Source organism: Nocardia sp. NPDC041819, from assembly GCF_055590505.1.
Genome location: NZ_JBVJAP010000006.1, coordinates 329,961 through 355,644 on the forward strand (window position 1 = coordinate 329,961; position 25,684 = coordinate 355,644).

At 67.0% G+C, this 25,684-nt stretch carries 23 protein-coding genes; 10 read left to right on the plus strand and 13 right to left on the minus strand.

Going from position 1 to position 25,684, the window contains the following annotated elements; translation table 11 throughout:
* Nucleotides 1–57: 57 nt before the first annotated feature.
* The 4 genes from ACZ6DL_RS20465 to ACZ6DL_RS20480 all read right to left on the minus strand — a co-directional run bounded on the left by ACZ6DL_RS20465 (nt 58) and on the right by ACZ6DL_RS20480 (nt 4,966).
* The gene (locus ACZ6DL_RS20465) at nt 58–1,326 is read right to left on the minus strand and encodes a TMEM143 family protein (RefSeq protein WP_466053167.1); all 1,269 of its coding nucleotides are present in this window, start codon (nt 1,324–1,326) and stop codon (nt 58–60) included.
* A gap of 109 nt (nt 1,327–1,435) precedes the next feature.
* Nucleotides 1,436–3,364 (minus strand): NACHT domain-containing protein, encoded by a 1,929-nt coding sequence (locus ACZ6DL_RS20470; RefSeq protein ID WP_466053169.1) that lies wholly within the window; start codon nt 3,362–3,364, stop codon nt 1,436–1,438.
* Nucleotides 3,365–3,593: 229 nt separating this feature from the next.
* Nucleotides 3,594–4,217, minus strand: coding sequence for a hypothetical protein (locus tag ACZ6DL_RS20475; RefSeq protein ID WP_466053170.1), 624 nt, complete (start codon nt 4,215–4,217; stop codon nt 3,594–3,596).
* Nucleotides 4,218–4,366: 149 nt separating this feature from the next.
* The gene (locus tag ACZ6DL_RS20480; protein ID WP_466053171.1) at nt 4,367–4,966 is read right to left on the minus strand and encodes an ABATE domain-containing protein; all 600 of its coding nucleotides are present in this window, start codon (nt 4,964–4,966) and stop codon (nt 4,367–4,369) included.
* Nucleotides 4,967–5,053: 87 nt separating this feature from the next.
* Between ACZ6DL_RS20480 and ACZ6DL_RS20485 the strand changes: the two genes are divergently transcribed.
* The 3 genes from ACZ6DL_RS20485 (at nt 5,054) to ACZ6DL_RS20495 (ending at nt 8,387) form a co-directional block, all read left to right on the plus strand.
* On the plus strand, nt 5,054–5,845 hold the full coding sequence (locus tag ACZ6DL_RS20485) for an MBL fold metallo-hydrolase (RefSeq protein ID WP_466053172.1): 792 nt from the start codon (nt 5,054–5,056) through the stop codon (nt 5,843–5,845).
* 7 nt (nt 5,846–5,852) lie between these two features.
* Nucleotides 5,853–7,112 (plus strand): MFS transporter, encoded by a 1,260-nt coding sequence (locus tag ACZ6DL_RS20490; protein WP_466053174.1) that lies wholly within the window; start codon nt 5,853–5,855, stop codon nt 7,110–7,112.
* 330 nt (nt 7,113–7,442) lie between these two features.
* Nucleotides 7,443–8,387 (plus strand): hypothetical protein, encoded by a 945-nt coding sequence (locus ACZ6DL_RS20495; protein ID WP_466053176.1) that lies wholly within the window; start codon nt 7,443–7,445, stop codon nt 8,385–8,387.
* Nucleotides 8,388–8,465: 78 nt separating this feature from the next.
* Here ACZ6DL_RS20495 and ACZ6DL_RS20500 read toward each other — a convergent pair whose 3' ends face one another.
* Nucleotides 8,466–8,882: a VOC family protein gene (locus ACZ6DL_RS20500; protein WP_466053177.1), complete on the minus strand. Its 417-nt coding sequence runs from the start codon at nt 8,880–8,882 to the stop codon at nt 8,466–8,468.
* 74 nt (nt 8,883–8,956) lie between these two features.
* A complete protein-coding gene (locus ACZ6DL_RS20505; RefSeq protein ID WP_466053178.1) occupies nt 8,957–9,451 on the minus strand; it encodes a DoxX family protein in 495 nt (164 codons plus the stop codon).
* 799 nt (nt 9,452–10,250) lie between these two features.
* On the opposite strand from ACZ6DL_RS20505, the gene ACZ6DL_RS20510 reads away from it, so the two are divergent.
* The gene (locus ACZ6DL_RS20510; protein ID WP_357118927.1) at nt 10,251–10,643 is read left to right on the plus strand and encodes a group I truncated hemoglobin; all 393 of its coding nucleotides are present in this window, start codon (nt 10,251–10,253) and stop codon (nt 10,641–10,643) included.
* Between the two features lie 285 nt (nt 10,644–10,928).
* Here ACZ6DL_RS20510 and ACZ6DL_RS20515 read toward each other — a convergent pair whose 3' ends face one another.
* Entirely contained in the window at nt 10,929–11,390 is a 462-nt protein-coding gene (locus ACZ6DL_RS20515; protein WP_466053180.1) for a YybH family protein, read from the minus strand.
* A gap of 10 nt (nt 11,391–11,400) precedes the next feature.
* A complete protein-coding gene (locus tag ACZ6DL_RS20520; protein ID WP_466053182.1) occupies nt 11,401–11,985 on the minus strand; it encodes an NADPH-dependent FMN reductase in 585 nt (194 codons plus the stop codon).
* A gap of 134 nt (nt 11,986–12,119) precedes the next feature.
* Between ACZ6DL_RS20520 and sigJ the strand changes: the two genes are divergently transcribed.
* On the plus strand, nt 12,120–13,010 hold the full coding sequence (gene sigJ, locus ACZ6DL_RS20525) for an RNA polymerase sigma factor SigJ (RefSeq protein WP_466053183.1): 891 nt from the start codon (nt 12,120–12,122) through the stop codon (nt 13,008–13,010).
* Between the two features lie 101 nt (nt 13,011–13,111).
* Here the strand turns inward: sigJ and ACZ6DL_RS20530 are convergent, their stop codons facing one another.
* Together ACZ6DL_RS20530 and ACZ6DL_RS20535 are read right to left on the minus strand one after the other, a co-directional pair.
* Nucleotides 13,112–13,774 (minus strand): response regulator, encoded by a 663-nt coding sequence (locus ACZ6DL_RS20530; protein ID WP_466053185.1) that lies wholly within the window; start codon nt 13,772–13,774, stop codon nt 13,112–13,114.
* A complete protein-coding gene (locus ACZ6DL_RS20535; RefSeq protein WP_466053187.1) occupies nt 13,771–14,853 on the minus strand; it encodes a sensor histidine kinase in 1,083 nt (360 codons plus the stop codon). Before ACZ6DL_RS20535 ends, ACZ6DL_RS20530 begins: the two co-directional genes overlap by 4 nt.
* Before the next feature lie 193 nt (nt 14,854–15,046).
* On the opposite strand from ACZ6DL_RS20535, the gene ACZ6DL_RS20540 reads away from it, so the two are divergent.
* Entirely contained in the window at nt 15,047–15,391 is a 345-nt protein-coding gene (locus ACZ6DL_RS20540; protein ID WP_466053188.1) for a DUF6223 family protein, read from the plus strand.
* A gap of 217 nt (nt 15,392–15,608) precedes the next feature.
* Here ACZ6DL_RS20540 and ACZ6DL_RS20545 read toward each other — a convergent pair whose 3' ends face one another.
* Nucleotides 15,609–16,466 carry a LysR family transcriptional regulator gene (locus ACZ6DL_RS20545; protein ID WP_466053189.1) on the minus strand — a complete coding sequence of 286 codons (858 nt, stop codon included), beginning with the start codon at nt 16,464–16,466 and terminating at the stop codon, nt 15,609–15,611.
* A gap of 97 nt (nt 16,467–16,563) precedes the next feature.
* Here ACZ6DL_RS20545 and ACZ6DL_RS20550 point away from each other — a divergent pair, with 97 nt between their 5' ends.
* Both ACZ6DL_RS20550 and ACZ6DL_RS20555 read left to right on the plus strand, forming a co-directional pair.
* Nucleotides 16,564–17,289 carry an SDR family oxidoreductase gene (locus ACZ6DL_RS20550; protein WP_466053191.1) on the plus strand — a complete coding sequence of 242 codons (726 nt, stop codon included), beginning with the start codon at nt 16,564–16,566 and terminating at the stop codon, nt 17,287–17,289.
* 432 nt (nt 17,290–17,721) lie between these two features.
* Entirely contained in the window at nt 17,722–18,090 is a 369-nt protein-coding gene (locus ACZ6DL_RS20555; protein WP_466053193.1) for a helix-turn-helix domain-containing protein, read from the plus strand.
* A gap of 83 nt (nt 18,091–18,173) precedes the next feature.
* Here the strand turns inward: ACZ6DL_RS20555 and ACZ6DL_RS20560 are convergent, their stop codons facing one another.
* Nucleotides 18,174–19,283 carry an FAD-dependent oxidoreductase gene (locus ACZ6DL_RS20560; protein WP_466053195.1) on the minus strand — a complete coding sequence of 370 codons (1,110 nt, stop codon included), beginning with the start codon at nt 19,281–19,283 and terminating at the stop codon, nt 18,174–18,176.
* A gap of 68 nt (nt 19,284–19,351) precedes the next feature.
* Between ACZ6DL_RS20560 and ACZ6DL_RS20565 the strand changes: the two genes are divergently transcribed.
* Complete coding sequence (locus tag ACZ6DL_RS20565) at nt 19,352–20,032, plus strand: TetR/AcrR family transcriptional regulator (RefSeq protein ID WP_466053197.1); 681 nt, start codon at nt 19,352–19,354, stop codon at nt 20,030–20,032.
* Between the two features lie 108 nt (nt 20,033–20,140).
* Here ACZ6DL_RS20565 and ACZ6DL_RS20570 read toward each other — a convergent pair whose 3' ends face one another.
* Nucleotides 20,141–20,692: a dihydrofolate reductase family protein gene (locus ACZ6DL_RS20570; protein ID WP_466053199.1), complete on the minus strand. Its 552-nt coding sequence runs from the start codon at nt 20,690–20,692 to the stop codon at nt 20,141–20,143.
* Between the two features lie 444 nt (nt 20,693–21,136).
* Here ACZ6DL_RS20570 and ACZ6DL_RS20575 point away from each other — a divergent pair, with 444 nt between their 5' ends.
* Entirely contained in the window at nt 21,137–25,678 is a 4,542-nt protein-coding gene (locus ACZ6DL_RS20575; RefSeq protein ID WP_466053201.1) for a HAMP domain-containing protein, read from the plus strand.
* Nucleotides 25,679–25,684: the final 6 nt, after the last annotated feature.

Below are 25,684 nucleotides of genomic sequence, written 5' to 3' on the forward strand. Positions count from 1 at the left end.
ACAGGCCCGCCGACCGAGCGCACTTCGCTGCTGAGAAGTCGATTCGTGGGCAACGTCTCAGCCAGCGGTGACCCCGACTCGCCGCGCAGCGGCGGTGTCACCTGTTTCGGGCTGGATTCGAAACAAGTTGTCCCAGTGACGATCCAGCCGACGTTTCGCCTCGGTCAGCGACACCGCCTCCAGTGCGCCGTGCTCGTCCTCGACGAGCAGTTCCCACTTCCGGAGCCTGCTGATCCCGTCGCGGATCCGGAAGTCGAAGGTTGCCTCCCACCGCCGACGGAACCACTCCTCCACCCGCTGATCGAGTTCGGTTGCGGTGAGCGGCCGGTCGGCGGAGCGCAGGAAGTGGTAGGCGAGGACGGCTTCCTTCACCTCCGATTCCTCGGCAGCGCCGAGCAGATGGTGGAACACTCCCGCGTCGTTGTCGAGATTGCGGAAGTAGAGGTGTTCCGACAGCGTCTTCATCAACTTGATCTTGCGGTTCTTGAACTTGGAGAACTGGCGCACCAGGTAACCGCCGAAGGCCGCCACACCGGCGCCCAAGGTGAGCAGCGTGGCCTGATCCAACCGCACGGATTCCTCGCGCAGCCCGAGCCAGAACGCCAGCAAGAGAACCAGCGGCCCCAGCGAAGCCACCAGCTTCGTGACGACCACGATAATTCCGGAGACCACCGCGGGCACGCCGATCAGCAGCTTGTCCAGTGGTCGCATCCGGATCCGAACGATCGGATACAGCATCTCGAGGTCGTTTCTCGGGACGTTCCCGAACAGCTTCAGCAGCACACCGCCGTTGGGGCGACCCGCGACCTCCTCCGGACCCTCAGCGAACGCGATGTATACGAGAACTTTACCGTAACTGGTGAATTCGACGCTGCGCCGCCGTAACCCGAACAGCCACCGAACTTGTTCGGTGCGCTGTGACACCCCGCGCCGGAAGAACATCGCGGTATCGATGTCCTCCTCGTCGAGTTCCAACCGCACTTTCACCAGGGAGTGCTCGGTGAACGCGCGCTCGATCTCAGCGGCATCGATGCGGGTGAAATCCGCCGCCTCGGCCAGCGCGACGAGCTCAGCCTCTACCCGCGCCCGTGCCGCCGCCCGGTCCTCGGGAGTTGCGGCACGGATGGCCCTTTCATCCTCCGCGGGGTCGACCAGGTGATAGGCGTCGAGCACCGTCTCACCACGCACATGGAACTCGTGATGCACCACCGCCGCCAGCAGCCGCGCGAACTCGGCGAACGATTCGCGTTCCGCGGCGGGAACCTCGTCGGCGCACAAAGAGATCACCGCGCTCTTGCGGAACGGCAGGAAGTGTTCGGCATCCATCGGCAACTCCTCTCGACGGACCGGACCGTCGGCTACCACCCTATGGGGCGGGCATGGACGCCGAACGCACGCGCATGCCGATGTGCCAACGGTCCGGGCCGAAGGGAGGTTATCGCTCTGTGCGTCCTATGCGGGGTTGCTGAAGCCACTGTCGGTAGGTTTCGTGCCGGAACTGGTAGCCGGTGCCGGTTACGCGCAGGAGACCACTGCGACGAGCCCAGTCGAGGAATAATCCCGGCCGGGACGGAAACGGCGAGGTGAACCGGAAGACCAGCATCGCAATGAGATATCGCGTAGCCGCCAGCCCCCGCATGAGCCCGAGCGCGAGTCCGAAGGTGAGCCCACCCACGGCGCCGGCCGCGAGCCCGAAGGCGAGTCCGTTCACGAGTCCACCCGAGAGTCCGCCGAGGAGCCCGGTCGGGAGCCCGAGCGCGAGCCCGATGGCGAATGCGACCACACCGGCGGTGAAGACCGCGACTCGAACATCATCGCGGATCAGCCGCCTTTCATCGACCGCGAGACCCAACTGGTCTTCCGCATCGGCTTCGAGTCCGAACGTGAGCCCGACCGTGAGCCCGGCCGTGATCGCGGCTGCGAGTCCGAGCCAGGTTCCCAGCGCGAATTCGACCGTCAGCCCGAAAGTGAGTCCCGCCGCGAGCCCGTAGGTGAGTCCGCCACGCCATCGAGACCGTGCGGGCACACGCCAAGCCATCCGATTCGCTCGAGGAGACCGACTGAGCCCGGCCGAGAGCCCGAAGACAAGCCCGATCGCGGGCCCGAACACGAGCCCGAGCCTGAGCCCCACCGCGGCCACGATCACGAGCGTCACGGCGATGCCCACGGTCAGCCCGTGCAGTATGCGGCAGCGGACAGATCCGGCGATCTCCCAGATCTCGTCGAGACGGATGGTGGTGCCGTCCTGCCCGAGATCACGGCGCTGGTCGAGGCATCGAGCCAGTGACAGCAACCAGGTCCGGACGTTGTCGCTGGTGTAGCCACGAAATCGACCGGTGCGGTCGGTTCCGGCCACCGCCGCCGGGATCTGCGCGGCGAACAGCAGATCACGCACGGCGTCGGTGTCGGAGCAGCCGGTCAGCTGGCCGGCAGTGTGCGGGTCGTGGTGCATGGCGGTGGCGGCGAGCCCGAGCATCCATGGAGTATTCAGCGCGCGCGCCAGCGGCCCCTCGGGCTCGGCGGTGATCCGGGTGGTAACCGCCGTCCAAATCGGGCGGGTGGCGCCGATCCGGTGCTGGTAAGTGGTGAGATAGTCACTGATCTGACCGGGGGTGAAGGGGCGCAGTGTGATGGTTGTCGAGCCGTGCAGCCCGTTGTCCTCGCCGAGGCGGGTCAGTTCGTCGAACTCGTCGCTGCGGCATACGACTACGACCGGCCGGTTGCCCCAGGGGGTTTCGTTGAGACGGTTCAACACCGCCCGTGCCCGTGACTCCTCGCTGTCGTGGGCGTCCATCTCGTCGAGGCCGTCGACCACGGGCAGAATCAACCCCGCATCGACCAGGGCCCGAGCGCTCCTGGGGCGCAGGCGGTAGTCGTATCTCAGCCGTGTGGCGAGCCATCCGGAGAAGTCTTCCTTCCCGTTCCAGCCCGCGGCATTGACCCGTACCGGTACCGGCTGTCCCGCACGGCGGGTGTCGACCAGGTCTCGTCGAGTTTCCAGCAGACCCAGCACCAGATGGGCGGCGGCCACGGTCTTTCCACTACCCGGCTCACCGAGCACGACCAACCGCCGTGGCGGCGTCAGCAACTCGAAATAGGTCGCGATGTCGGATACAGCGGCCGACTCGATCACCTCACCGGGCTGCGCCTTCGCGGTGGCGGTGAATCCGACATGCATGAACGAGCCCGGCCCCGCCCGTAGCCCCTCCCGCAGCCGCTGCTCCTCTTGACGCACTGCCTCGGCGAGATCATCGACCAAGGCCGCGACCGACACTCTGTCGGTTCTCGGCCGCCACAGCTGCCACAACATCGTCAATGGTTTGATCAGTGCCGCGACAACGCGCACGACAACACCAGTCTCCACACCGGGCACGCGAAACAGACTGCCATCCCATAGATCTCGACACGCCCATTGTCGACCGAACGACCGATGCCGAGGCCATGCGGGACAATCTGGTGCCTGTAGGCCGGCTGCGGCGCCACCGGCATTCGCCGCGACTTCCCGCAATTCGCTCATTGCCTTCGGCCGATTCGACGCCGACGATTCCCGCCGTGCGGGAAAAGATCATCGTCGCATGCGTTCGCCTGACAGATCAGTAGGGTGGTGACGGTAGGCGTGTGGAATCCGCCGCGCGGAGAATGTAGTTACCGCTGCCTATGATGTCGTGGTGCTGATGGTCGGCCGGGCAAACACCCGAGGCTGCCGGAGTATGGCCGTCGTAAAACAAACCCGAACACTTGCGGCACCAGCGCCACTTGGGTAGCCCTCCTACCCCGTCCCGATTGGTCATATCTTCCAGTCGATAGTTGCCGGATCCGAAAGCCACATGACCGGGTTGTTCGCTGAACTGAGGCGAAGGGCATATTCCGTGAAAGCCGAAATTCCCTTCGAACCAGAGCCCTTGACACTGCCGACACCACCTCCAGTCGGACTGACCCTGGCCACCATCAGGGTCTTCCTTCAGGATGTAGTCGCTGGTTCCATCGTCGTGATGGCCGCCGTCGAAGATGTCGCCGGCTGGGCAGCCACCGCGGGTATTGTTGCCCGAGAACCACAGACCGCTGCAACGCGCACATCTCTTCCAAAGGCGCTGTGTGGCCGAAGCCGGCGCAGCGTTCTCCATGACCAGACATCCGGCAGCAGCGACTATTCCGACGCCTACTGCCATACGCAGCAGCGTGCGACGCGGAGTGGGTATCAAATCGCTGGTCGTCATAAGATCCACGTTCCTCCCCGGACACGGTCTCTTCGGAGTCGCCTCTCCAGGCCAGGATGCTACCGCCGAATCAGCACGAGCACAGCGCTTTCAGTCATATCTTTACTGGTCAAGACCATGAATGAATGCTCGGGAGATCGGCGGCACGCTCAGTTCGCTTTGGCGCGGGCGTAGGCGCGGGCTGCGCGAGCGCGGTCGCCGCAGCGCGTGGAGCACCAGTGACGACGGCCGTGGCGGATCAGGTAGCGGTTGCACGGGATGGAGTCGCAAGTGGTCAGGGAATCGGCGTCTGAACCGGTGAGCAGGTCGGCGGCGTCTGCGGCGAGCGTCGCGAGCGCGCGGTCGAGGATCTCGTCGGGTGGACACACCGCGGCGCGGTAGGGGCCGTTCGTGTCATCCCATTTCAGCAGAGGGGCTGTCGGGGTTCTGCTCAGCGCATCGTTGACGGCGGCCAGTGCTGCCGGTAGCGCGGGCTGGCGCGCGACGCGGGCAGCGAACAATGCCCTGATGTGTTCGCGTAGTGCGCGCAGTTGTGTCGCGCACATTTCCTGCACTCCCGCATCGGCGGGGGCGAGGCCGCGTTCGGCGAGCCACCGGTTCGTCGATGCCGGAGTGCCGAGCAGGTCGATGAAGTGCCCCCCGGGGAGCGCATAGGCGCTGTCGGCGAAATCGAGGGCGAGGTACTGCTCGGCGCCCGGTGCGGACGGCAAGGCGGACCCACCGGTCGAGATCTCTCGCACGTCTTCCACAACTCTCATGTTACAAGTTGCTTTTATCCATGAGAACAACCTACTCTCCTCACGGATAGATGGAATTTCATCCGTGAGGAGTTCGTCGTGGCATCCCCCGCAAACCCCACCGACCAGCATGTCTGCGTGCGCGTCTTCGGCGGGCCGACCGCCCTGTTCGAATACGGCGGGCTGAGGTTCCTCACCGACCCGACCTTCGATGCGCCCCGCGACTTTTCGCAGCCCGGCGGCCTGCTGACCAAGACCGTGCCGGCCTCCGCCGCCCCGGCCGACCTCGGTCGCGTCGACGTGGTTCTGCTCTCGCACGACGAGCACCCCGACAATCTCGACGACTCCGGCCGTGCACTGCTCGCCGACGTGCCGCTCACCCTCACCACACCTGGCGGCGCGCAACGCCTCGGGAACGGGACGAAAGGCTTGGCCGACTGGGAGTCGATCGAGCTGGATCGCCCCGGTGGCGGCACGATCACGGTCACGGGTGTGCCTGCGATCCACGGGCCGGGCACACGCGAGGAGGTCGAACCGATCACCGGCCAGGTCGTCGGATTCGTGCTGACCGGGGACGGCCTGCCCACCATCTATGTCAGCGGCGACAACGCCTCACTCACCGCGGTCGAGCAGATCGCCGAGTGTTTCGCGCCGGTGGACACAGCCATCCTCTTCGCTGGAGCGCCCCGCTTCTCCGTTCTCTTCGACGGCGCGCCGATCGTTCTCGACAGTGCCCAGACCGCCGCGGCCGCCGAGATCCTTTGTGCGCGTCGGGTTGTTCCCGTTCATTACGAGGGATGGGCACACTTCACCGAAGGCCGGGCCGAACTGGTCGCCGCCTTCACCGCCGCCGGACTCCGCGACCGCCTCGACCTCGGCGAGAGGGCCTGAGCCCGTCGTGACGACTTCGGTACCTGCCCACATCGGCGATGCCCCCGGCGCCCGGGCGCAGCGTCGCACCCTGTTCGTCCTCGTCGCCGCGCAGGCCCTCAGCGGTGCGGGACTGGCGGCGGGCCTAACCGTCGGTGCACTGCTCGCGCAGGACATGCTCGGCTCGACCAGCCTCGCCGGTCTGCCCAGCGCGCTCGGCACCGCGGGCTCCGCGCTGGCGGCCGTTACCGTCGGACGAATCTCGCAAGCCCGCGGCCGCCGCACCGGCCTGGTCGCCGGCTATCTGGCCGGCGCCATCGGCAGCGTCGGAATTATCGCCGCCGCTATCGCGGACAATCCGACCCTGCTGTTCGCCGCGCTGTTCGTCTACGGCGCCGGAACCTCCACCAATCTGCAGGCCCGGTATGCCGGAGCCGATCTGGCCGACTCCGCCCACCGCGCCCGTGCCGTGTCCACCGTGCTGGTCGCCACGACACTCGGCGGCGTGGCCGGCCCCAACCTCACCACGCCGACCAGCGACCTGGCACACGAACTCGGTATCCCCCACCTGGCCGGACCGTTCCTGCTCGCCGGCGCCGCATACGCGTCGGCGGCAGTGGTACTGGCCATCTGGCTGCGTCCCGACCCGCTGCTACTCGCCCGCACGCGCGAGGCCGACCGGGTCGTCGCGCAGCCTGATGATGCCGACATTCCGGCGCGTCCTGCGGTCGAAAAGCGCGGCTCCGGCGTGTGGGTCGGTGTAGTTGTCATGGTGCTCACTCAGTTCGTGATGGTGGCGGTCATGACAATGACACCCGTCCACATGCGCGACCACGGCCACAGCACCGCCGCCGCCGGTCTGGTCATCTCCATCCATATCGGCGCGATGTACTTGCCATCGCCGCTGACGGGCTGGCTCGTAGATCGCTTCGGCCACTTCACCATCGCAGCGGCCTCAGCGCCGACTCTGCTCGGCGCCGGAACAGTCGCCGCCTGTGCCCCCGACGACTCCGTCCCCCTGTTGACGGCCGCACTCACGTTGCTCGGGCTCGGCTGGAACTTCGGCCTCGTCGCGGGCACCGCGATCATCACCGAGACCGTGCCGCTGGCGACCCGCGCCAGAACGCAAGGCATCCTCGACGTCACCATCGCCATCGCCGGCGCCACCGGTGGCATGACATCGGGACTGGTCGTCGCCGCTGCCGATTACCCCACGCTGGCCATCGGCTGCGGCATCCTGGCACTCGCCATCGTGCCCACGATCGTCGCCACAGCACGCAATCCCTGACCCGGCATGTTCCTCGCCGGAAATACTCTGTGGATTGGTCGGATTCGGCGGTGGTGCGGAATGTGCGAGGTCGAAATCCACGACAACTGACGTTTTCGTCCGAATCCACCGCGACTCGGGGACCGGCAAACGCGACTAGATGTGCGTCCGGCTCGACACTGACGCTTCTCACCGGGACACTGCCCTCGCAGAAATTTCCCTGCGACACAGAAGGATTCGAACCGAAGACGACATCGCAGACCGATTCTTCCACCGAGACCGCCTCCCCCACCGGAACCGACTCGACCACCCGAACCCGAACGCCAACCGAGACGGCGACGAGCAAGCCACATGTCACAACCACCAGATGAGCAGGCGTCCACACCCGCGGCGGTATCGGTGTTCGACGGGTTCGCTCACGTCGCGAAATCCATTGGGCAACTGGTCGCGCGGACAACACTGCTGACCGCTGTGCTGTTCTACTTCGGCTGGGCGCATGTCTACTGGTACTTCAACTACTTCGGTGTCGACTCGACGACGCTGAATCCGAGCATCCGCGAATACCTGATGCGCACCGTCGACGCGCTGTTCGTGCCGTTGACACTCGTCGGTCTCATCGGCATGGCGGTGCTGTGGGGATACGTCGCGCTTCCTGAGTCGGTCCGTGCCCGTCGCCCCGGGCGGTGGGCGACCTCCGTGATCGCGGTGATCGCCGGGGCAGTCCTCCTCAACGGGGTCTCCCGGATATATGTCGTGACACCGCTCAACAAGGGCTTGTGCGTGGCACCGGTGTCGATCATCGCTGGAGTGCTGATCTTCTGGCTGCTGGTCGTGCTGCGTCGTCAGCGTCTGCGTGAAAGCCTCCCCGCGACAGCACCGCCGCCGTCACAGGCGGCAGCGGTCGCCGAGTGGGTGATCCTGTTCCTCATGGTCGGCATCAACTTGTTCTGGATCGCCACCGATTACTCGGTCGCGGTCGGTCAGACCCGGGCGCGGGAATGGGCCGCGCAACTGCCCACCAGTTCCCAGGTCGTCATCTACAGCGAAAAGGAGCTCCACCTTTCCGGGCCTGATGTCCGCATGGCGTCCTGCGGCACCGATCCCGCCACCGGATCCGCCTACCGGTTCCGCTACGACGGGCTGGCGCCACTGAGCCGCATCGGTGACCACTACATCCTGGTCCCCTGGACCTGGACACCCGGGCGCGGCGCGGCCATCGTCCTGCCCGCGCAGAGTCCGGGCGCGATCCGGTTCGAGTTCCGGCTCGCGGGCGACACGGTCCCCGCCACCTGTTGAGACGGCTCAGACCGAGACGACTTCCATGCGCCGTGCCACCGCGGATCCCCAGGCCGAGGCTTTCCGGGAAAGGAGCGATCACTTCTTGCGTACGACCAACTCCAGCGCGATGTTGTCCGGGTCGCGGAATTCCAGAATGTACATGGCACCGAGATCTTTCACCCCCTCGTGTGCGATGCCGAGTTCGTCGAGCAAGGCAACCGCCGAATCGAGATCCGACCGAGTGGCGAGGGCGAAGGCGAGGTGGTCGAGTCCTACTCGATCTTCGTCGAACTCGTCGCTGGCGACAGGGCGAAGCCCGAGCAGTGCATCACCCATCTGGTAGATCACACCGCCGAAGAGGAACCCGAATCGCGCACGGGTGGCTTCGTCCGCATCCGCAGGACACTCCCACGCGATCGGCCAACCGAAGACGGCGTCATAGAAGGCCCGGGATCTGTCGATGTCGGTCACTGTCAAGCGAACATGGTCGAACGAACTGGTGGAAATCGGCATGATCAAGATCCTGTCATGATCACCTTGCTTCGTTGAGGCAAGGTTGCGGGACCTGGCGAGGGACTGCCTCGGGGTCACCGGTTCGATCGTCGGCGGCCTGGTGGTTGCGGCCGTGTGAGCAGGGCGTCCAGTGACCAATGGCCGGACCCGGCCCACAGCAGGTAGATCAGCCCGAGCAGCATTGCGACATCAGTGCGCGCGTCGTGGGCCATCCCCCAAATGCCTTCTACTCCTTGGAACCCGCCCGGGCGCAGCTCACGCAACTTGGTCAGCACGATCGCCAGGACGATATCGACCAGTAACGGCAGCGTGGCAAAGCGGGTCAGCAGTCCGATGACGATCAGAAGGCCGCAGGTGATCTCGACGACGCCGTCGAGGTTCGCGAAGAAGGTCGCCGCTGGGATACCGATCTTTTCGAACCGGCCGGGGCCCAATTTGTCCGGATAGAGGAACTTCTGGATCCCCTCACTGAGAAATACCAGCCCCACCGCCAACCGGATACAGATCGCTGCCGCCGGGCCATCCGCACCGAGGGCACGCCGCCATGACCAGCGATCCGTTCCCGCCATCGGCGCTCGCCTCCCGATATCGTCTGCCGATACCACGCGCGAGCCTACCGAGCGAGCACCACGCGGACGGCCGATCGCGCGGCCCCGATGCCGGGGCGTTATGGTCCTCCGCAGTCCACGCGGCGATCGCAAGTCCGTCACCACCGCCCACGGAGCGGGTCACTTCGCCACACTGCCGTCCGAGTCCTCGCGCCGCCGTGGCCAGTGCCGCCGGGTACCTAGCGTGGACGACTTCGCGCTTCGACACCGGACACCGGATGGCGCGGCACCCTGCGCTGCGGTCCCGCCGAGCCCGGCCGGCAGCGGGTATCACCCTACTGTCGGGCATCGTGATTTCGTCGCCCGCAGCACCGGCCTTCCCCAGCAGCATAGTAAATAACTTACTTGACTGGCTTGCCATCTGTGAGATAGGCGCCGAACCATGCAGTTCACGTCGTTCTAACTGCACTTTCGTGTGGTTTGAAATCGAGTGTCACGCCGGATGATCAGCGCCCGGGACAGTCGACTATTCTGCAGAATATGCATTAACATATCTGGGCGGCATCGAGTGCGGCGAAGCGAGCAGGGCAGCGCTCTGGTGTGCGACCGCCGTGGCGCCGTGCGAGTACGGAGGTTGGCTTGAGCGGTGGCGTCAGAACCGAAGGTGTTACGGAATCTTCGAGTTCCCCAGCGGATTCAGCGAGATGTCACCCTGACCGGCCCCCGCCGTTCGTCAGCTCCGAATCCGTCGTCATTGCCGAGATGCCGAGTCGCCGTCTCCGAACGCACATCTGATCGCCCGCAATCCGAGGAGCCCACCGTGGACACAACGTCGGCCACGCCCTACGACCGCACCCTGTACGCCCGGGCCGGGGGCCACGCTGCCCTCGAAATCGTCGTAGAAGACCTCTACGCCCGCATCCTGGCCGACGAGGAACTGGCGCCGTTCTTCACCGGCGTCAACATGCCGCGAGTGAAGGGCCGCCAAGTCGAGTTCTTCGCCGCCGCACTGGGAGGACCGACACCGTACACCGGACCGCGGATGAAGCAGGTCCACCAAGGGCGAGGCATAACCCGGCACCACTTCGACCGCGTCGCCGAACATCTGACACAGTCCCTCCAAGCGGCTGGTACGCCACCGGCTATCACGGCCGAGATCATCGCGGCGGTCGCTCCCCTCGCCGACGACATCATCTCCAAAGCGATCGAATAGGTTGCGCTCACCTAGGGCTACGTCATCCGATCACCCGCAGGCACCCTGCTGTCCGATCCGGCATCCGCCACGCGGGCTCTCCGTGGAGGCGGCCGGTTCGTCCGACGCCACTGGTCGCGGCGGGCAGCGACACCGCCGGCTGCGGGGGCCGATCAGAAGAAGCAAGGCGTCGGGCGGGGCTCGGGGCCGCTGTGGTGGGCGGCCCCGGGCCTTCGATGCGACCGGATATCCGCACCGCAACGTCTCGAGCGATGCGTCAGGTTCTCGACAACGTTTCTGCGACCGTCATGGCTCGAGGTCGACCACGCCTTTGCCGCTGGAGATATCGAGCGGTACCGAGACCTGGTCGTGAGCGATCAGCCAGGTGTTGTCTATCTTCCGCATGCCGTACGTGACCCGGACCCACATACCGCTGGTTGCCGCTCCGTTCTTCAGCGTGCCGCTGAGCCGAGCGAAGGCGTGCCCGAACGCCACATCCCCGCCTACGCTGAACGTCAGGTCGCGGACCTCATAGGTCACACTCTCGAAGAACAGGAACACCTTCGCCCAGTTCTCGAGTTTCGCCGCTATCCCGACATGCTGGAGCGGCGGCTCGACATCGAAGGACACGACGTCGGGCGTGTACAGCTGCTTCAAGACCTCGAGATCCTTGACTCGCAGCCCTTCGACCGCCTTGTCGATGGTTCGGCGAAGCTCGACTTCATCCGCCTCGGTGTCAGCTGACTGAAAGTTGTTGATTCCGGTCATAATCGGCTCCTCAGGAATTCACGAGAGTGGTTTCGGTGCCGGTCCGCAGCGGCGCCAATGCGGTGCTCCAGGCGATGAGCTGATCCAGCGTCTTGTCGAGGGCGGCACCATGGTGGTCGCGGGGTGCGAAGGTGGTGTAGTTCTCGAAATCGGTGAGCACCGAGATGGTGACCTGATAGCCAACGTCGGCCATGCCCAGCGTGCCGCAGACCGTCCGCAACTGCACCACCGCGCGGGCGCCGCCGCCCGCGCCGTAGGAGACGAATCCGACCGCCTTGTCGGTCCACTCCGCGAACAGGTGGTCGAAGGCGTTCTTCAGCACACCGGGGACCCCGCCGTTGTACTCCGGGGTCACCACCACGAAGCCGTCGAACGGGGCGATCCGCTCGGCCCAGGCGCGGGTATGGGCGTTGCTCGACGGGCCGAACATCGGCGCCACCGGTTCGTCCAGATGCGGTAGCGGGTGGTCGCGCAGATCGATCAGTTCGAACTCGGCGTCGCCACGCTGCGATGCCGTTTCCAGGACCCACCGGGCGACCTGCGAGCCGTTGCGGTTGGGTCGAGTACTGCCGAGGATGATGCCGATCCTGGTCATTTACGGAACTCCTGCTCTGCTGAAGGTGTCACAAACTTCCGACGACGCAGCCGTCCGGAATGTCAGGCCGCCTCACAAATCGGTTCGCTGATTCGTCGGTTTCGGTGAGGACGCACATACCGAAGGAGACCACCATGACCGACCCGCACCTGCGCGCGGTGATCAGTGAACGCCGACAGCTGATCAACCTCGCCTACCGTCTGCTCGGCTCCCTGGCCGAGGCCGAGGATGTGGTGCAGGAGACCTACGCGCGCTGGTACGCGCTGTCGGAGGCGCAACGCGGGAAGGTGGAGGCGCCCGGCGCGTGGTTGACGACGGTTGCCAGCCGGATCTGCCTCGATCTACTCGGCTCGGCGCGCGCCAGGCGGGAACGCTATGTGGGCGAATGGATTCCGGAGCCGGTACCCGGCCGGTCCGAATGGCTCGATGGTCCCGACTCGGTCGATCCCGCCGACCGGGTCACCCTCGACGAGTCGATCAGCATGGCCTTTCTCGTCGTGCTGGATTCCATGACTCCGGCCGAGCGCGTGGCGTTCGTTCTGCACGACGTCTTCCGCTACTCCTTCGCCGAGGTCGCCGAGATCGTCGGGCGCACTCCCGCGGCCTGTCGCCAGCTCGCCTCCAGCGCCCGGCGCCGCATCGACACCACGCGGGGTCCGTCGAGCACCGAACGCGCCGAGGTGGTCCGGGATTTCAAACGAGCATGGGAGACAGGGGACATCGAGGCCCTGATCGGGCTGCTCGATCCACAGGCGACCGCGACGGCCGACGGCGGCGGCCTGGCATTGGCCTTCCTCGACCCGATCCACGGCAGCGAGCAGATCGCCCGCGCCTGGATGGAAATCGCCACCCACGGCCCTGCGGTGACCCTGCTGGAGCGCACGGTGAACGGCCAGCCCGGCCTGGTGGCACGGCTCGATGACGCCATCGTCACGGTCTACGCTTTCGACGTCGCCGACGGCCGGATCACCCGCATCTGGGCGATCCGGAATCCGGAGAAATTGCAGCCCTGGACGGCCGGATGAAGCGAACGCCTGCGGTCGCAACGCCCGGCCGTATGTGGCCCCGAACAGCGATGGCTTCGAGGCATAGGCTCAGCGGACGGCCGAGCGAGGCGACGCGGCGGTCAGGCTCGGCGCGGGGTCACCAAGCCGGATTCGTAAGCCAGGACGACCAGTTGAGCGCGGTCGCGGGCGTGGAGCTTGGTCATGGCCCGGTTGACGTGGGTCTTGGCGGTCAGCGGGCTGATCACCAAGTGCTCGGCGATCTCGTCGTTCGACAGGCCCCGGGCAACAAGCGTGACGACCTCCCGCTCGCGGTTGGTCAGCCCGGCCAGACCGGGAGCCTCACCGGAATCCAGTGGCCGGCTGACATACCGGTTGATCAGTTTGCGCGTGATCGACGGCGCGAGCAGTGCGTCACCCCGGGCCGCGACCCGGACGGCGTGCAGGAAGTCCTCCGGATGGATGTCCTTGACCAGGAACCCGGCCGCACCGGCGCGCAGGGCGTCGAAGACGTGCTCGTCCAGGCCGTAGTTGGTCAGTATCACCACGTGCACCCCGGTCAGGGCCGGGTCGGCCGCGATGCGCCGGGTCGCCTCGATGCCGTCCACGACAGGCATCTGGATGTCCATCAGTGCGATGTCGGGCAGGAGTTCGCGGGCCAGCTCGACGCCCCGCGCGCCGTCGGCGGCCTCGGCCACCACTTCGATATCGTCCTCGACGCCGAGCAGTGCACGGAAACCGCTACGGATCAGCGGCTGGTCGTCGACCAGCAGGACGCGGATCAAGGCGCCCGCTCCACGGGCAACTCGGCACAGACGGTGAAACCGCCCCCGCCGCGGGGCGCCGTGTGTAACCGGCCGCCGAGGGCGGTGACCCGCTCTCCCATTCCGAGCAGCCCCACACCCGGCACCGGCATGGTGTCCGGTGTGGCTCGGCCGTCGTCGTCCACCCGGATCACCAGGGCGTCGGGGCGGTGTTCGATATGGACCGACGCGGTGTCGGCGGCGGCGTGCCGGGTGATGTTGGTCAGCGACTCCTGGACGATCCGGTAGGCGGTCCGGTCCACGGCCGAAGGCAGGGCCGCACGCTGCCCCTCGACCGTCAATCTCGCGTCCAGGCCGGTCGCGCGGACCCTTTCCACCAGCTCCGGCACGTGATCGAGCCCGTGCAACGGTGCGCGATCGTCGCGCAGGGCCTCCAGGGTGGCCCTTAGCTCCCGGGATGCCTCGCGACCGGCCGCCAGGATCACCAGCAGCGCCTCTGGCACGTGCTCGCCGCGCTTGCGGGCCAGGTGTACGGCCACCTCGGCCTGCACCTTGATCACCGAAATCTGGTGGGTCAACGAGTCGTGCAACTCGCGAGCGATGTGCAGCCGTTCCTCGTCGGCCCGCCGCCGTGCGGTCTCCTCACGGGTGCGCTCGGCCTCCTCGGCCCGCCGCTCGGCCTGCCGCAGCGCTTCACCCGCCGCGCCCGCGGCGACCAGCCACGCCAGTTGCAGTACGCCCCGGGTCTCCGCGAACGCCTCGCCCATGAGCAGTCCGCGCGGCGAGATCAGCAACGCGAAGGGCATGACGAGCACCATGATCACCGATCCCGCCACGGCCGCCACCCGGTGCCCCGCACGGAACGCCGCGTACACGGCGAACAAGAATGCGACCGCGGGCACGTCGACCCCGAGGGCCTGGTACGCCAACGCCGTCAGCCCCGTCACCGCCAGCACCATGACCGGCGCTCGGCGGCTCGCGGCCGACGACAGCCCGCCTGCGACCAGCAGCACCCACCCGACCGCGGGCCCGGACAACCCCGAGACGAGCTGGAATACCGCGATGCCCACGGCGATCGCCCAGTCCCGAAGCCGTTCCATGGGTGCACCCTAACCCCATGTCCGCGTGGGGACGTCGTGCACGGGAATGATCACCGTCTACTGCGCGGGCGGTACTCCCTCTGGTTTCCTACGCCCTCGGCGGCAGCGTGAAGTGCCTGCGCGCGCAGGACGACGGAAGCGGGTGCGGCGGAGAGGATGGGCCACGTCCCAGTCGTTGGAGAAGGAGCATGTCATGTCCGTTTCTCATGTACTCGCCGCCTCGGAAATCCTTGCCCAGTCGGGCGCCTCAGGGTTGACCGCGGGGCGTTTCTGGTCCCTGGTGGGTGTCGCGGTGGGACTTGTCGGGGTCGTTACCGGCGGCCGCGTCCTCATCCATCACACGGGACGCCGCGCCGCGATGACCGCGCTGGCCGCGGGAGTGACCGGCCTGGTGATCGGCGGGCTGGTCGTGGCTGCGGCCGAAGGCGGTCCCGGCACCGGATATGGGATCGTCGGCGGCTTCCTGTCCCTGGCGGTCGGGCTGGTCGCCGCAGCCCTCGGCGCGGTCGCCCTCACCAGGACTCCGCAGGCCCGTTGACCGCCCGCGCGAGACGCCGATCGCGCCGAATATCACCATTCCCGCGGTGGCGATGAGCATCAGCGACACCAGCAGATGTGGACGCAAGGTCCAACGGTTCGGGTTCTCGTCCCCTGCCCGGCTGATTCGTTTCGGCTTGGTCCGCTCCAGCAACGGTGCGCCGCCGCCGGTAGATCTACCGATGACGCTCGAGGGTGTGAAGATCGTGCGGAATCGGCTAGAGGCGGGTAGCAGTCCGAACGAGATCGGCGACAGCCTTCGAGCGGCTGTGCGGTGGCCACGCGATCACTGTCGTTACGGCCGGGGCGTCCAGCACCGGCACGGCGGCGTGGTCGCCGCGCAGATGGGCCCGCACGGACTCGGGCAGGATCGCCGAAGCCCGTCCGAGGGCGATCAACTGGAGCAGCTGAGTATGGTCGCGAGCCAGCGGACCGGGGCCGTCGGGGTAGGTGCCGTCTCGTCGGGGCCAGCGCGGCATCGGCAGGCCCGGCAGCGCGGCGACCTCCGCCATCCGCATGTAGGGCCGAGTGGCGAGGGGATGCCCGGCCGGCAGGAGCGCGATCTGCTCCTCGGTGTACAGCTCCTCGGTGTCGAACCCGGCCGTCGCGTCGAACGGCCGGTGCAGAAGAGCCACGTCGGCCCGTCCGTCGCGAAGCAGTCGCTCTTGCTCACCGATCCCGCACAGGAGCACATCGATAGTGACCGCGCCGGGCTCGGCGGCGTAGGCGTCGAGAAGTTTGGACAGCAGTTCGACGGACGCTCCTGCCTTCGTGGCCAGGACCACGCCAGCCCGGCCGGTCGCGGCGAGGGCAGCGCGCCGGGTGCGTCGCTCGGCGGCCTCGACCGCATCCAGCGCCGCCCGCGCCTCCCCGAGGAGCACCGACCCGGCCTCGGTCAGGGTGACAGCGCGACTGGTTCGGCGCAGCAGTTCCACCCCGAGTCGCCGTTCGAGCCGACCGATCGCCCGGGACAGCGGGGGCTGCGCGATCCCGAGCCGCTGCGCCGCCCGCCCGAAGTGCAGTTCCTCGGCGACGGCGACGAAGTACCGCAGCTCCCGCGTCTCCACGACGCCCATGGTATCCGTCGCCCACCAGCATCGATACCCGAGCGGTATCGCTTGCCACCCACTCGGTCTTGGACGCTGCGCCGAGGCCCGGAACAGGATCGACCGTATGAGTGAACAGACGATCGCGCTGGTGACCGGCGCGAACAAGGGCATCGGGTACGAGATCGCAGCCGGCTTGGGCGCCCTCGGTTGGAGGGTCGGCGTCGGCGCCCGGGATGAACAGCGCCGCGAAGCCGCCGTGGCGAAGCTGCGGGCGGACGGCGCCGACGCGTTCGGCGTACCGCTCGACGTGACCGACGACGCGAGCGTGGCCGCCGCCGCCGAGCTGATCGCGGATCGCGCCGGACGCCTCGACGTGCTCGTCAACAACGCAGCCATAACCGGTGGCATGCCGCAGGCACCCTCCGCCGTCGATCCCGCGACAGTGCGGGCCGCTGTGGAAACCAACGTGATCGGTGTCATCCGCGTCACCAACGCGGTGCTGCCGCTGCTGCGGCGCTCGGCATCACCGCGGATCGTGAACATGTCCAGCACGGTCGGCTCCCTCACCCTGCAGACCACTCCCGGTGCCGAGACCGGCCCGATCTCCGCGGCCTACTCGGCGTCGAAGACGTTCCTCAACGCCGTCACCGTCCAATACGTCAAGGAACTGCGCGACACCAACATCCTGATCAACGCAGCCTGTCCCGGCTTCACGGCAACCGACCTCAACGGATTTCGAGGCGTCCGCACACCGGCGCAGGGCGCGGCGATCGCGGTGCACCTCGCGACCCTGCCCGACGACGGACCGACCGGCGGGTTCTTCGATGACGCCGGAGTAGTGCCGTGGTGATGAATGCCGGGAGTGGCCGGCCGGACACTGAGAAAGAGCCTTGTCTGGGTAGGAAGAAATCTCCAGCGCAGGATGTAGACATTCTGGGAGGCTTGGTATACAGTCACTGTCGTTGGAGATGAAAGTCTGGTTGGCCGGGCAGGTGACCTGCACCGGAAGCAAGATTGACCATCCCCTCCGACGGAGAAGAGAACCTGGTGCAGTCGGCCGGACCGTCGGAGGGGATGACGAGATTCCGCAGACCGACCGGCAACGCAGGAGGTGGTCACTGAACAGCTCTTCCCAGATTCCGCGTCCCGGCCTGTTGCCGGGCGCAGTGCCCGACGTCGGCCCTACCGCCGACCGACGGAATTGACGTGAAAACCCCCTCGATATCCTGGGCCCCGGCGCGCGACGCGCCGGGGCCTGTCGTCGTATGAATCCAGAGGTGTTGTGCAGCAACCGAACACAGACCCCACCGACCCCATCGACGCTTCCGGTGCCGCTGAGAGGCTCGATGACGAGGACTACCCCGCCTACAGCATGGGCAGAGCCGCGGAAATCCTCGGCGTCACCCCGGCCTTCCTGCGCGGCCTCGACGCCGCCGAACTGCTGACTCCGCAGCGCTCCGAAGGCGGGCACCGCCGCTACTCCCGCTACCAGCTGCGCATCGCCGCCCGCGCCCGCGCGCTGGTCGATCAGGGCACACCGCTGGAGGCGGCGTGCCGGATCATCGTCCTGGAGGACCAGCTCGCCGAAGCCCTCGAACTCAACGCCGAACTCTCCCGACAAGACCCACCCGCACCGGACGCCGACAGCTGAACTTCACCAGCCGCCCCACCGGGAGCCGAGTTCGCGCTGCCACCCCGTGGTAGCCGACTTCACGAGCCGTATTCGGTGACAGCTCAGCCAGGTTGGAAGAACGCGAGCAACTTCTGCGCGGCGTCCGGCGACGTCAGCAATGCCTGCATGTCCGCGGACATCCGGGCAGCAGCGCTGGTGCGTTCGAACATCTCGCGTTCGTACTCCTCGACCGCGGCGGGAATATCGTCCGGGTACGCGGCAAGCGCGAGACCGAGCAGGGCGCCGTCGAGCAACGCCATGTTGGCGCCCTCTCCCACCGGCGGCATCAGGTGCGCGGCATCGCCGACCAGCGTGACATCCGGCCTCGACGGCCAGGTCAGGCCGACCGGGAGAGTGGTGATCGACCGCGGCACGATCGCGTCGTCGCAGGCGGCGATCAGGGCGGTGAACCGTGCGTCCCAGCCGGGGAGCAGGTCGATCAGCCGAGCCCGCGCGGCGGCCGGGTCGTCGAATGGGATTCCGCTGGTCGCGAACCAGTCCTCGGCGGTGTTGTAGAAGCTGAGGCCGATACGGACGCGGCCGTCGCCGTTGCGCTGCGCCGCCAGGGACAGTCCGTTGCCGAGCACCCAGTAGTTGCCGCGCCCGACCATCGCCGCGAGGTCGGGGTGCGTGCGGTCGATGTCGGCAATGCCGAGTTCGACGACGTTCTGGCCGATATGCGCCGGGCGGGCATCGGTGAGGAGCGCGCGGACCCGGGAGTTCGCGCCGTCCGCACCGACCAGCAGGTCATACGTCGCACTGCTGCCGTCGGCGAAGTGCAGCAGGCCGTTGTCGGCGGATTCGAACGCGTGTCCCCAGCGCACCATGCCTTCGGGAAGCGAGTCCAGCAGCAGGTTGCGTAGATCGGCGCGGTCGACCTCGGGTCGATCGAGCGGGGCATCGTCCGGGGTGTCCTCCTGGAGCAGCAAGGTGCCATCCGGCTCGAGAAGACGCATGTCCTGGCCTTCACCACGGGCGATCGCGTGGAACTGGTCGATCAGACCGGCCTCGCGCAGCGCCCGCTGCCCGGAGTGGATGTCGAGCATGCCGCCCTGGCCACGCGCGCCGCGTGACGATTCACGTTCATACACAACGGCGTCGATGCCGTTCACGTGCAGCACCCTGGCGAGGGCCAGGCCGCCGAGTCCGGCTCCGACGATGGTGATGGTCACGGTCGCTCCTTCGATACACTGCATTACCAAATACACTGTATCGAACGGGGCGATGTATTGTCAGCGGCATGTTGGTCTGGGAGAGGCCGGAGCCGCCGGATCGACCGCTGCCGGCTCCGCTGAGCCGGGAGCGGATCGTACGAGCAGCGATCCGGCTGGCCGACGCCGACGGCTTGGGGGCGGTGTCGCTGCGCAAGGTCGCCGCCGCACTGGATGTGGGGCCGATGCGGCTCTACAGCTACATCGCCACCAAGGACGAATTGCTCGACCTGATGGTCGACGCGATCTACGCCGAGATCCGGCCGGTCGGAGACGGTTGGCGAGAGGTGCTGCGCTCCCTCGCCGAAACTACCCGTCAAGCCGCTCACCAGCATGAATGGCTCGCCGACCTGATCGGCGGACGGCCCCAGCTCGGCCCGAACGCGCTAGCCAGGGGGGAGGCTGTGGTGGCCGCGATGGGCGGCGTCGACGTGGACACCGTCATGCCGGTGGTCGACGCGGTCAATGCATACGTGATCGGCGCTGTGCGCCGGGAGATCACCGAGCGGCGCGCCGAGCGAGCCACCGGGATGGACACGCGGCAATGGCAGGCCGCCTTCGGACCTTATCTGGAGCGGACTTTCGCAACGGGCCGCTTCCCCGCGCTCGCCATCGTCATACGCGATGCCGCCCACCTGGACGCCGACCAAACCTTCCGCACCGGCCTCGAATTCCTCCTCGCCGGCATCCAAGCCCGCATCGCGAGCTGACGCGCGGCCGAGGAACCGAACAAGCACTTCCTATCTCGGACAGGACCGATCCGCGCCGCCTGTGTGATCGGGTCGCGACCACAGCCTTGCGCGGTGCTCGAACGGACCTCAGTCGGCGATATAGCGCAGCATCACCACGGTGTCGAAGTGCCTCGTCTCGGCCAATCGGAGCTGGATGCGCTTGTCCAGCGAGGGGAACAGCGGTGTGCCACCGCCGAGCGCCACGGGCGAGACGAACAGCTGGTACTCGTCGATGAGCCCGTGTGGCATCAGCGAGGCCGCCAGGCTCGCGCCGCCGACCTCCATGACGCCGTCGCCCGCGGCCTTCAGCCTGCGGACCTCCTCGACCGCGTTCTCACTCACCAGCGTGCTGTTCCAGTGGACCTCGGTGAGCGTCCGGGAAAAGACGACCTTCGGCTTCTCCGTCCAGAGCCCGCTGAACTCACGCTCGATGCGCGGCGCGTCCTCGGGCAGATGCGGCCAGTACTCGGCCATCAGCTCGTACAGGCGACGGCCGTGCAGCGAGATCTCGATCTGGCGGTAGCGGTCGTTGTGGAACTGGTGCAACTCCTCGTCCGGGTCGGTCCAGTCGATGCTGCCGTCGCGATCGTTGATGTAGCCGTCCAGGGACACGCCGAACCCGTAGATCAATCTCCTCATGACCGAATAGACCTCCTACGGGCTCGAAACTCATCGGGCTCATCGGGACGAACTGGTCCTGACAAGATCATCCCTGAATCCGCCGACCTCCTGCTCGATCAACTCTGCGAAACGCAACGTGGTCCGGTCTTCGAGATAGGGGCCGATGATCTGTATGCCGTAGGGCAGCCCTTCAGGGTCCGCGGTGCGAGCAGCGCCATCGGCTCCGTCATGTCCGTGGTCCTGAGGGAATCATCGTCGGGCCGACCAGGCCGCTCACGTGAAGGCCGCCGAAGTTGGATGATGTCGCGACTCGTATTCGATGAACGTAGTGTTACCGGCGGGAACCGTCGGCGCAGCACCGTGGGTCGGTGACTCGTCGTCCACGGGTATCGGCGAGCTTGGTTCCCACTCGGACCGGCTGGATTTCCAGTTTCGAACCGGTGCACCAGAGCGAGGATGGCAATGACGGACACAGCGGCGGCAGCCGTCCACACTGCGCCGAAGCAGGACGCTGCGGCCCCGGACCAAGGCGAGCTGCATCAACTGCTCGCCGGATTGACCGCGGTGCGCGACGGCGATTTCCGGACCCGGCTGCCGACGGACGCCGACGGGCTGCTGGGTGAGATCGCGACGGTGTTCAACGGCATGGTGGACCAGCTGTCACTGTTCACCTCCGAGGTCACCCGCGTCGCGCGCGAGGTCGGCACGGACGGGCGGCTGGGCGGTCAAGCCGAGGTACCCGGCGTGTCCGGGACCTGGAAGGACCTGACCGATTCGGTGAACGCGATGGCAGGCAACCTGACCAGCCAGGTGCGTGACATCGCTCAGGTCGCGACAGCCGTGGCGCGCGGAGACCTGTCGCAGAAGATCGACGTGGACGCGCGCGGGGAGATCCTCGAGCTGAAGAACACGGTCAACACGATGGTCGACCAGCTGTCCGCCTTCGCGGACGAGGTGACGCGAGTAGCGCGCGAGGTGGGCTCGGAGGGTCGGCTGGGCGGACAGGCCGAGGTGCCCGGCGTCGGCGGCGTATGGCGCGACCTCACCGCCTCGGTGAACTTCATGGCAGGCAACCTGACAGACCAGGTCCGCAACATCGCCCAGGTGACGACCGCGGTCGCGCGCGGCGATCTCAGCCAGAAGATCACCGTCAGCGCGCGCGGCGAGATTCTGGAGTTGAAGAACACCATCAACACGATGGTCGATCAGCTGTCCTCGTTCGCCGACGAAGTCACCCGCGTGTCCCGCGAGGTGGGCACCGAAGGCATCCTCGGTGGTCAAGCGGACGTCAAGGGCGTCTCGGGCACGTGGCGGGACCTCACCGACTCGGTCAACTTCATGGCGGGCAACCTGACCGCGCAGGTGCGGTCGATCGCCCAGGTCGCCACCGCCGTCGCGCGCGGCGACCTGACCCAGAACATCACGGTGGACGCGCGCGGCGAGATCCTCGAGTTGAAGAACACCATCAACACGATGGTCGACCAGCTCTCCGCGTTCGCCGACGAAGTCACCCGCGTCGCGCGCGAAGTGGGCACCGAGGGCCGGTTGGGCGGCCAGGCCGACGTCAAGGGCGTCTCCGGCACGTGGAAGGACCTCACCGAGTCGGTCAACGTGATGGCCGACAATCTGACGGCACAGGTGCGCTCGATCGCGGAGGTGACCACGGCGGTCGCCCGCGGCGATCTGACCCAGAAGATCCGGGTCGATGCGCGCGGGGAGATCCTGGAACTCAAGGAAACCATCAACACGATGGTCGACCAGCTCTCCGCGTTCGCCGACGAGGTCACCCGCGTCGCCCGGGAGGTCGGCACCGAGGGCAACCTCGGCGGCCAGGCCACCGTGCGTGGCGTGTCGGGTACCTGGAAGGACCTCACCGACAACGTCAATGTGATGGCCTCGAACCTGACCGGTCAGGTGCGCTCGATCGCCCAGGTCGCCACGGCGGTGGCCCGTGGTGACCTGAGCCAGAAGATCACCGTGGAGGCGAAGGGCGAGGTCGCGGCGCTGGCCGGCGTGATCAACACGATGGTCGATACGTTGTCCGCGTTCGCCGACGAGGTCACCCGCGTCGCGCGCGAGGTCGGCACCGAGGGCATGCTCGGCGGCCAGGCCCGCGTGCCGAACGTGGCGGGAACGTGGAAAGACCTCACCGACAACGTCAACTCCATGGCGAACAACCTGACCAACCAGGTGCGCAACATCGCCCAGGTCACCACCGCGGTCGCGCAGGGAGACCTGACCCGCAAAATCGATGTGGACGCGCGCGGCGAGATTCTCGCGCTGAAGACCACGATCAACACGATGGTCGATCAGCTTTCCGCGTTCGCGGCCGAGGTCACCCGCGTGGCCCGTGAGGTGGGGTCGGAGGGCCGGCTGGGCGGGCAGGCCGAGGTGGAGGGCGTCTCGGGGACCTGGAAGCGGCTGACCGAGAACGTCAACGAGCTGGCCGGCAACCTGACCCGTCAGGTCCGCGCGATCGCCGCGGTCACCAGCGCCGTCGCCGAAGGCGACCTGACCCGCTCTATCACCGTCGAGGCGTCCGGCGAGGTCGCGGAACTGAAAGACAACATCAACTCGATGGTGGAGTCGCTGCGCGAGACCACCAAGGCCAACCAGGATCAGGACTGGTTGAAAACCAACCTCGCTCGCATCTCCGGACTCATGCAGGGTCAGCGCGACCTGCACGTGGTGGCCGAGCTGATCATGGCGGAGCTGGCACCGTTGGTCTCCGCGCAGTTCGGTGCGTTCTATCTGGCCGACGACACGGCCGAGCGGCCGGAGCTGAGGCTGATCGGCTCCTATGGCAGCCCGGAGGAGCCGGGCAGCCGGTCTCGGTTCACCTTCGGTCAGTCACTGGTCGGGCAGGCGGCGCGCAGCCGCCGCACGATCGCCGTGGACAACGTGCCCGGCGACTACCTCACCATCTCCTCCGGGCTGGGACGGACCGCGCCGGTCAACCTCCTCGTGCTGCCGATCGTGGTCGAGGACCAGGTGCTCGGGGTGATCGAGCTTGGCTCGCTGCACCGCTTCACCCGCATTCACCAGGACTTCCTCGACCAGTTGATGGAGACGGTGGGTGTCAACGTCAACACCATCATCGCCAACGCCCGCACCGACGAGCTGCTGGTGGAATCGCAGCGGCTGACCAGCGAGCTGCAAGCTCGCTCGGAGGAATTGCAGGTGCAACAGGAGGAGCTGCAGCGGTCCAACGCCGAGTTGGAGGAGAAGGCGGCGCTGCTGGCGACCCAGAATCGCGACATCGAGGCCAAGAACCTCGAGATCGAACAGGCGCGCCAAGAGTTGGAGGCCCGCGCCCAGCAGCTCGCGCTCGCCTCGAAGTACAAGTCGGAGTTCCTGGCCAACATGAGCCACGAGTTGCGTACGCCGCTGAACAGCTTGCTCATCCTCGCGCAGCTGCTGGCGCAGAATCCGACCCGCAATCTGACGCCCAAGCAGGTCGAGTACGCGGGCATCATCCATTCAGCGGGCTCGGATCTGCTTCAGCTCATCAACGACATCCTCGACCTGTCCAAGGTCGAGGCGGGCAAGATGGACGTCACACCCGAAGCCGTACCGTTGCGCAAGCTGCTGGACTACGTGGAGGCCACCTTCCGGCCGATGACCACGCAGAAAAGCCTGGGCTTCCATGTCACCACCGCACCCGGCCTGCCCGCGGATCTGCTCACCGACGACTCGCGGTTGCGGCAGGTGTTGAGCAACCTGCTGTCCAACGCGGTGAAGTTCACCGAGAGCGGGTCCGTGGAGCTGAGGATCGAGCCGGCTGGATCGGGTGAATTGCCCGTCGCCGCGCGGCGGCACGGCCCCGCCGTCGCCTTCCGGGTGATCGATACCGGCATCGGCATCAGCGAAAATCAGCTGGAAACCATTTTTGGCGCGTTCCAGCAGGCCGACGGCACCACCAGCCGCAAGTACGGTGGCACCGGCCTGGGCCTGTCGATCAGCCGCGAGATCGCCTACCTGCTCGGCGGGGCGATCACCGCCGAGAGCACACCCGGTAGAGGCAGCACGTTCACCCTGTATCTGCCTGTCGCCCGGCCGGACTTCCAGGAGTTGCCCCACCCCGAGCGGGAGGATGCGCAGCAGGCCGGTAGCCACGCCGAGCACATCCCCGCTCCCGGCGCGCCGCAGCAGCAGCACCGCAGACTGCTGGTCGTGGAGGAACGCCCGCAGGGATTGTTGTCCCTGGTCGCGCAGAGCGCGGTGGCCGACCTTGCCGACAGCAACGACCCGCGCGGCCCCGTCCAGGTCGTCACCGCCATCGGTGTGCAAGAAGCGGCGTCGGCGATGGCCGCCGAGGTGTTCCACTGCGTGGTGCTCGAGCTGGACATGCCCGATAGCGCCGCGCTGCGGCTGCTGGAGACGATGGACGGGGATCCGGCGATGAGCAGCGTCCCGGTGCTCGCTCACAACAACCGTCGACTCGACTCCGAGCAGGAGCGCCTACTGCAGGAGCGCACCGTGCGCCGGCCGTTGGAGTTGCTGTCCAGTCTGGACGAACTGCGGGAGCGGATCGCTCTGCACGTCACCGCCGAGGCGCCCGGCGACGTGCTGCCCCTCGTCCGTGGCGAGGAGTCGCCGATCGCCGCGCCGCAGCGGCCGGACGGCAAGCTCGCCGGTCGCACGGTGCTGATCGTCGACGACGACGCCCGTAATCTGTTCGCGCTCAGCAGCATTCTCGAGCTGCACGGCGTCACCGTGCTGCACGCCGAGAACGGACGCGAGGGTATCGACATGCTCCTCGCGCACTCGGAGACAGATCTGGTCCTGATGGACGTGATGATGCCCGAGATGGACGGCTACGCCGCGACGGCCAAGATCCGTCAGATGCCGCAGTATCGAGACCTGCCGATCATCGCCGTGACGGCCAAGGCCATGCTGGGCGACCGGGAGAAGAGCCTCGCCTCCGGCGCCAACGACTACGTCACCAAGCCGGTCGACGCCGACGCCTTGCTCGCACGCATCCACCAATGGCTGGGCGCCTGATGACCG

What these genes read in the sequence shown, in the direction of transcription:
- ACZ6DL_RS20565 (WP_466053197.1), top strand. Translation starts at nt 19,352, where the DNA reads ATGTTGGTCTGGGAGAGGCCGGAGCCGCCGGATCGACCGCTGCCGGCT.
- ACZ6DL_RS20570 (WP_466053199.1), bottom strand. Translation starts at nt 20,692, where the DNA reads ATGAGGAGATTGATCTACGGGTTCGGCGTGTCCCTGGACGGCTACATC.
- ACZ6DL_RS20505 (WP_466053178.1), bottom strand. Translation starts at nt 9,451, where the DNA reads ATGGCGGGAACGGATCGCTGGTCATGGCGGCGTGCCCTCGGTGCGGAT.
- ACZ6DL_RS20550 (WP_466053191.1), top strand. Translation starts at nt 16,564, where the DNA reads ATGAGTGAACAGACGATCGCGCTGGTGACCGGCGCGAACAAGGGCATC.
- ACZ6DL_RS20465 (WP_466053167.1), bottom strand. Translation starts at nt 1,326, where the DNA reads ATGGATGCCGAACACTTCCTGCCGTTCCGCAAGAGCGCGGTGATCTCT.
- ACZ6DL_RS20520 (WP_466053182.1), bottom strand. Translation starts at nt 11,985, where the DNA reads ATGACCAGGATCGGCATCATCCTCGGCAGTACTCGACCCAACCGCAAC.
- ACZ6DL_RS20500 (WP_466053177.1), bottom strand. Translation starts at nt 8,882, where the DNA reads ATGCCGATTTCCACCAGTTCGTTCGACCATGTTCGCTTGACAGTGACC.
- ACZ6DL_RS20475 (WP_466053170.1), bottom strand. Translation starts at nt 4,217, where the DNA reads ATGACGACCAGCGATTTGATACCCACTCCGCGTCGCACGCTGCTGCGT.
- ACZ6DL_RS20540 (WP_466053188.1), top strand. Translation starts at nt 15,047, where the DNA reads ATGTCCGTTTCTCATGTACTCGCCGCCTCGGAAATCCTTGCCCAGTCG.
- ACZ6DL_RS20515 (WP_466053180.1), bottom strand. Translation starts at nt 11,390, where the DNA reads ATGACCGGAATCAACAACTTTCAGTCAGCTGACACCGAGGCGGATGAA.
- sigJ (WP_466053183.1), top strand. Translation starts at nt 12,120, where the DNA reads ATGACCGACCCGCACCTGCGCGCGGTGATCAGTGAACGCCGACAGCTG.
- ACZ6DL_RS20575 (WP_466053201.1), top strand. Translation starts at nt 21,137, where the DNA reads ATGACGGACACAGCGGCGGCAGCCGTCCACACTGCGCCGAAGCAGGAC.
- ACZ6DL_RS20545 (WP_466053189.1), bottom strand. Translation starts at nt 16,466, where the DNA reads ATGGGCGTCGTGGAGACGCGGGAGCTGCGGTACTTCGTCGCCGTCGCC.
- ACZ6DL_RS20495 (WP_466053176.1), top strand. Translation starts at nt 7,443, where the DNA reads ATGTCACAACCACCAGATGAGCAGGCGTCCACACCCGCGGCGGTATCG.
- ACZ6DL_RS20535 (WP_466053187.1), bottom strand. Translation starts at nt 14,853, where the DNA reads ATGGAACGGCTTCGGGACTGGGCGATCGCCGTGGGCATCGCGGTATTC.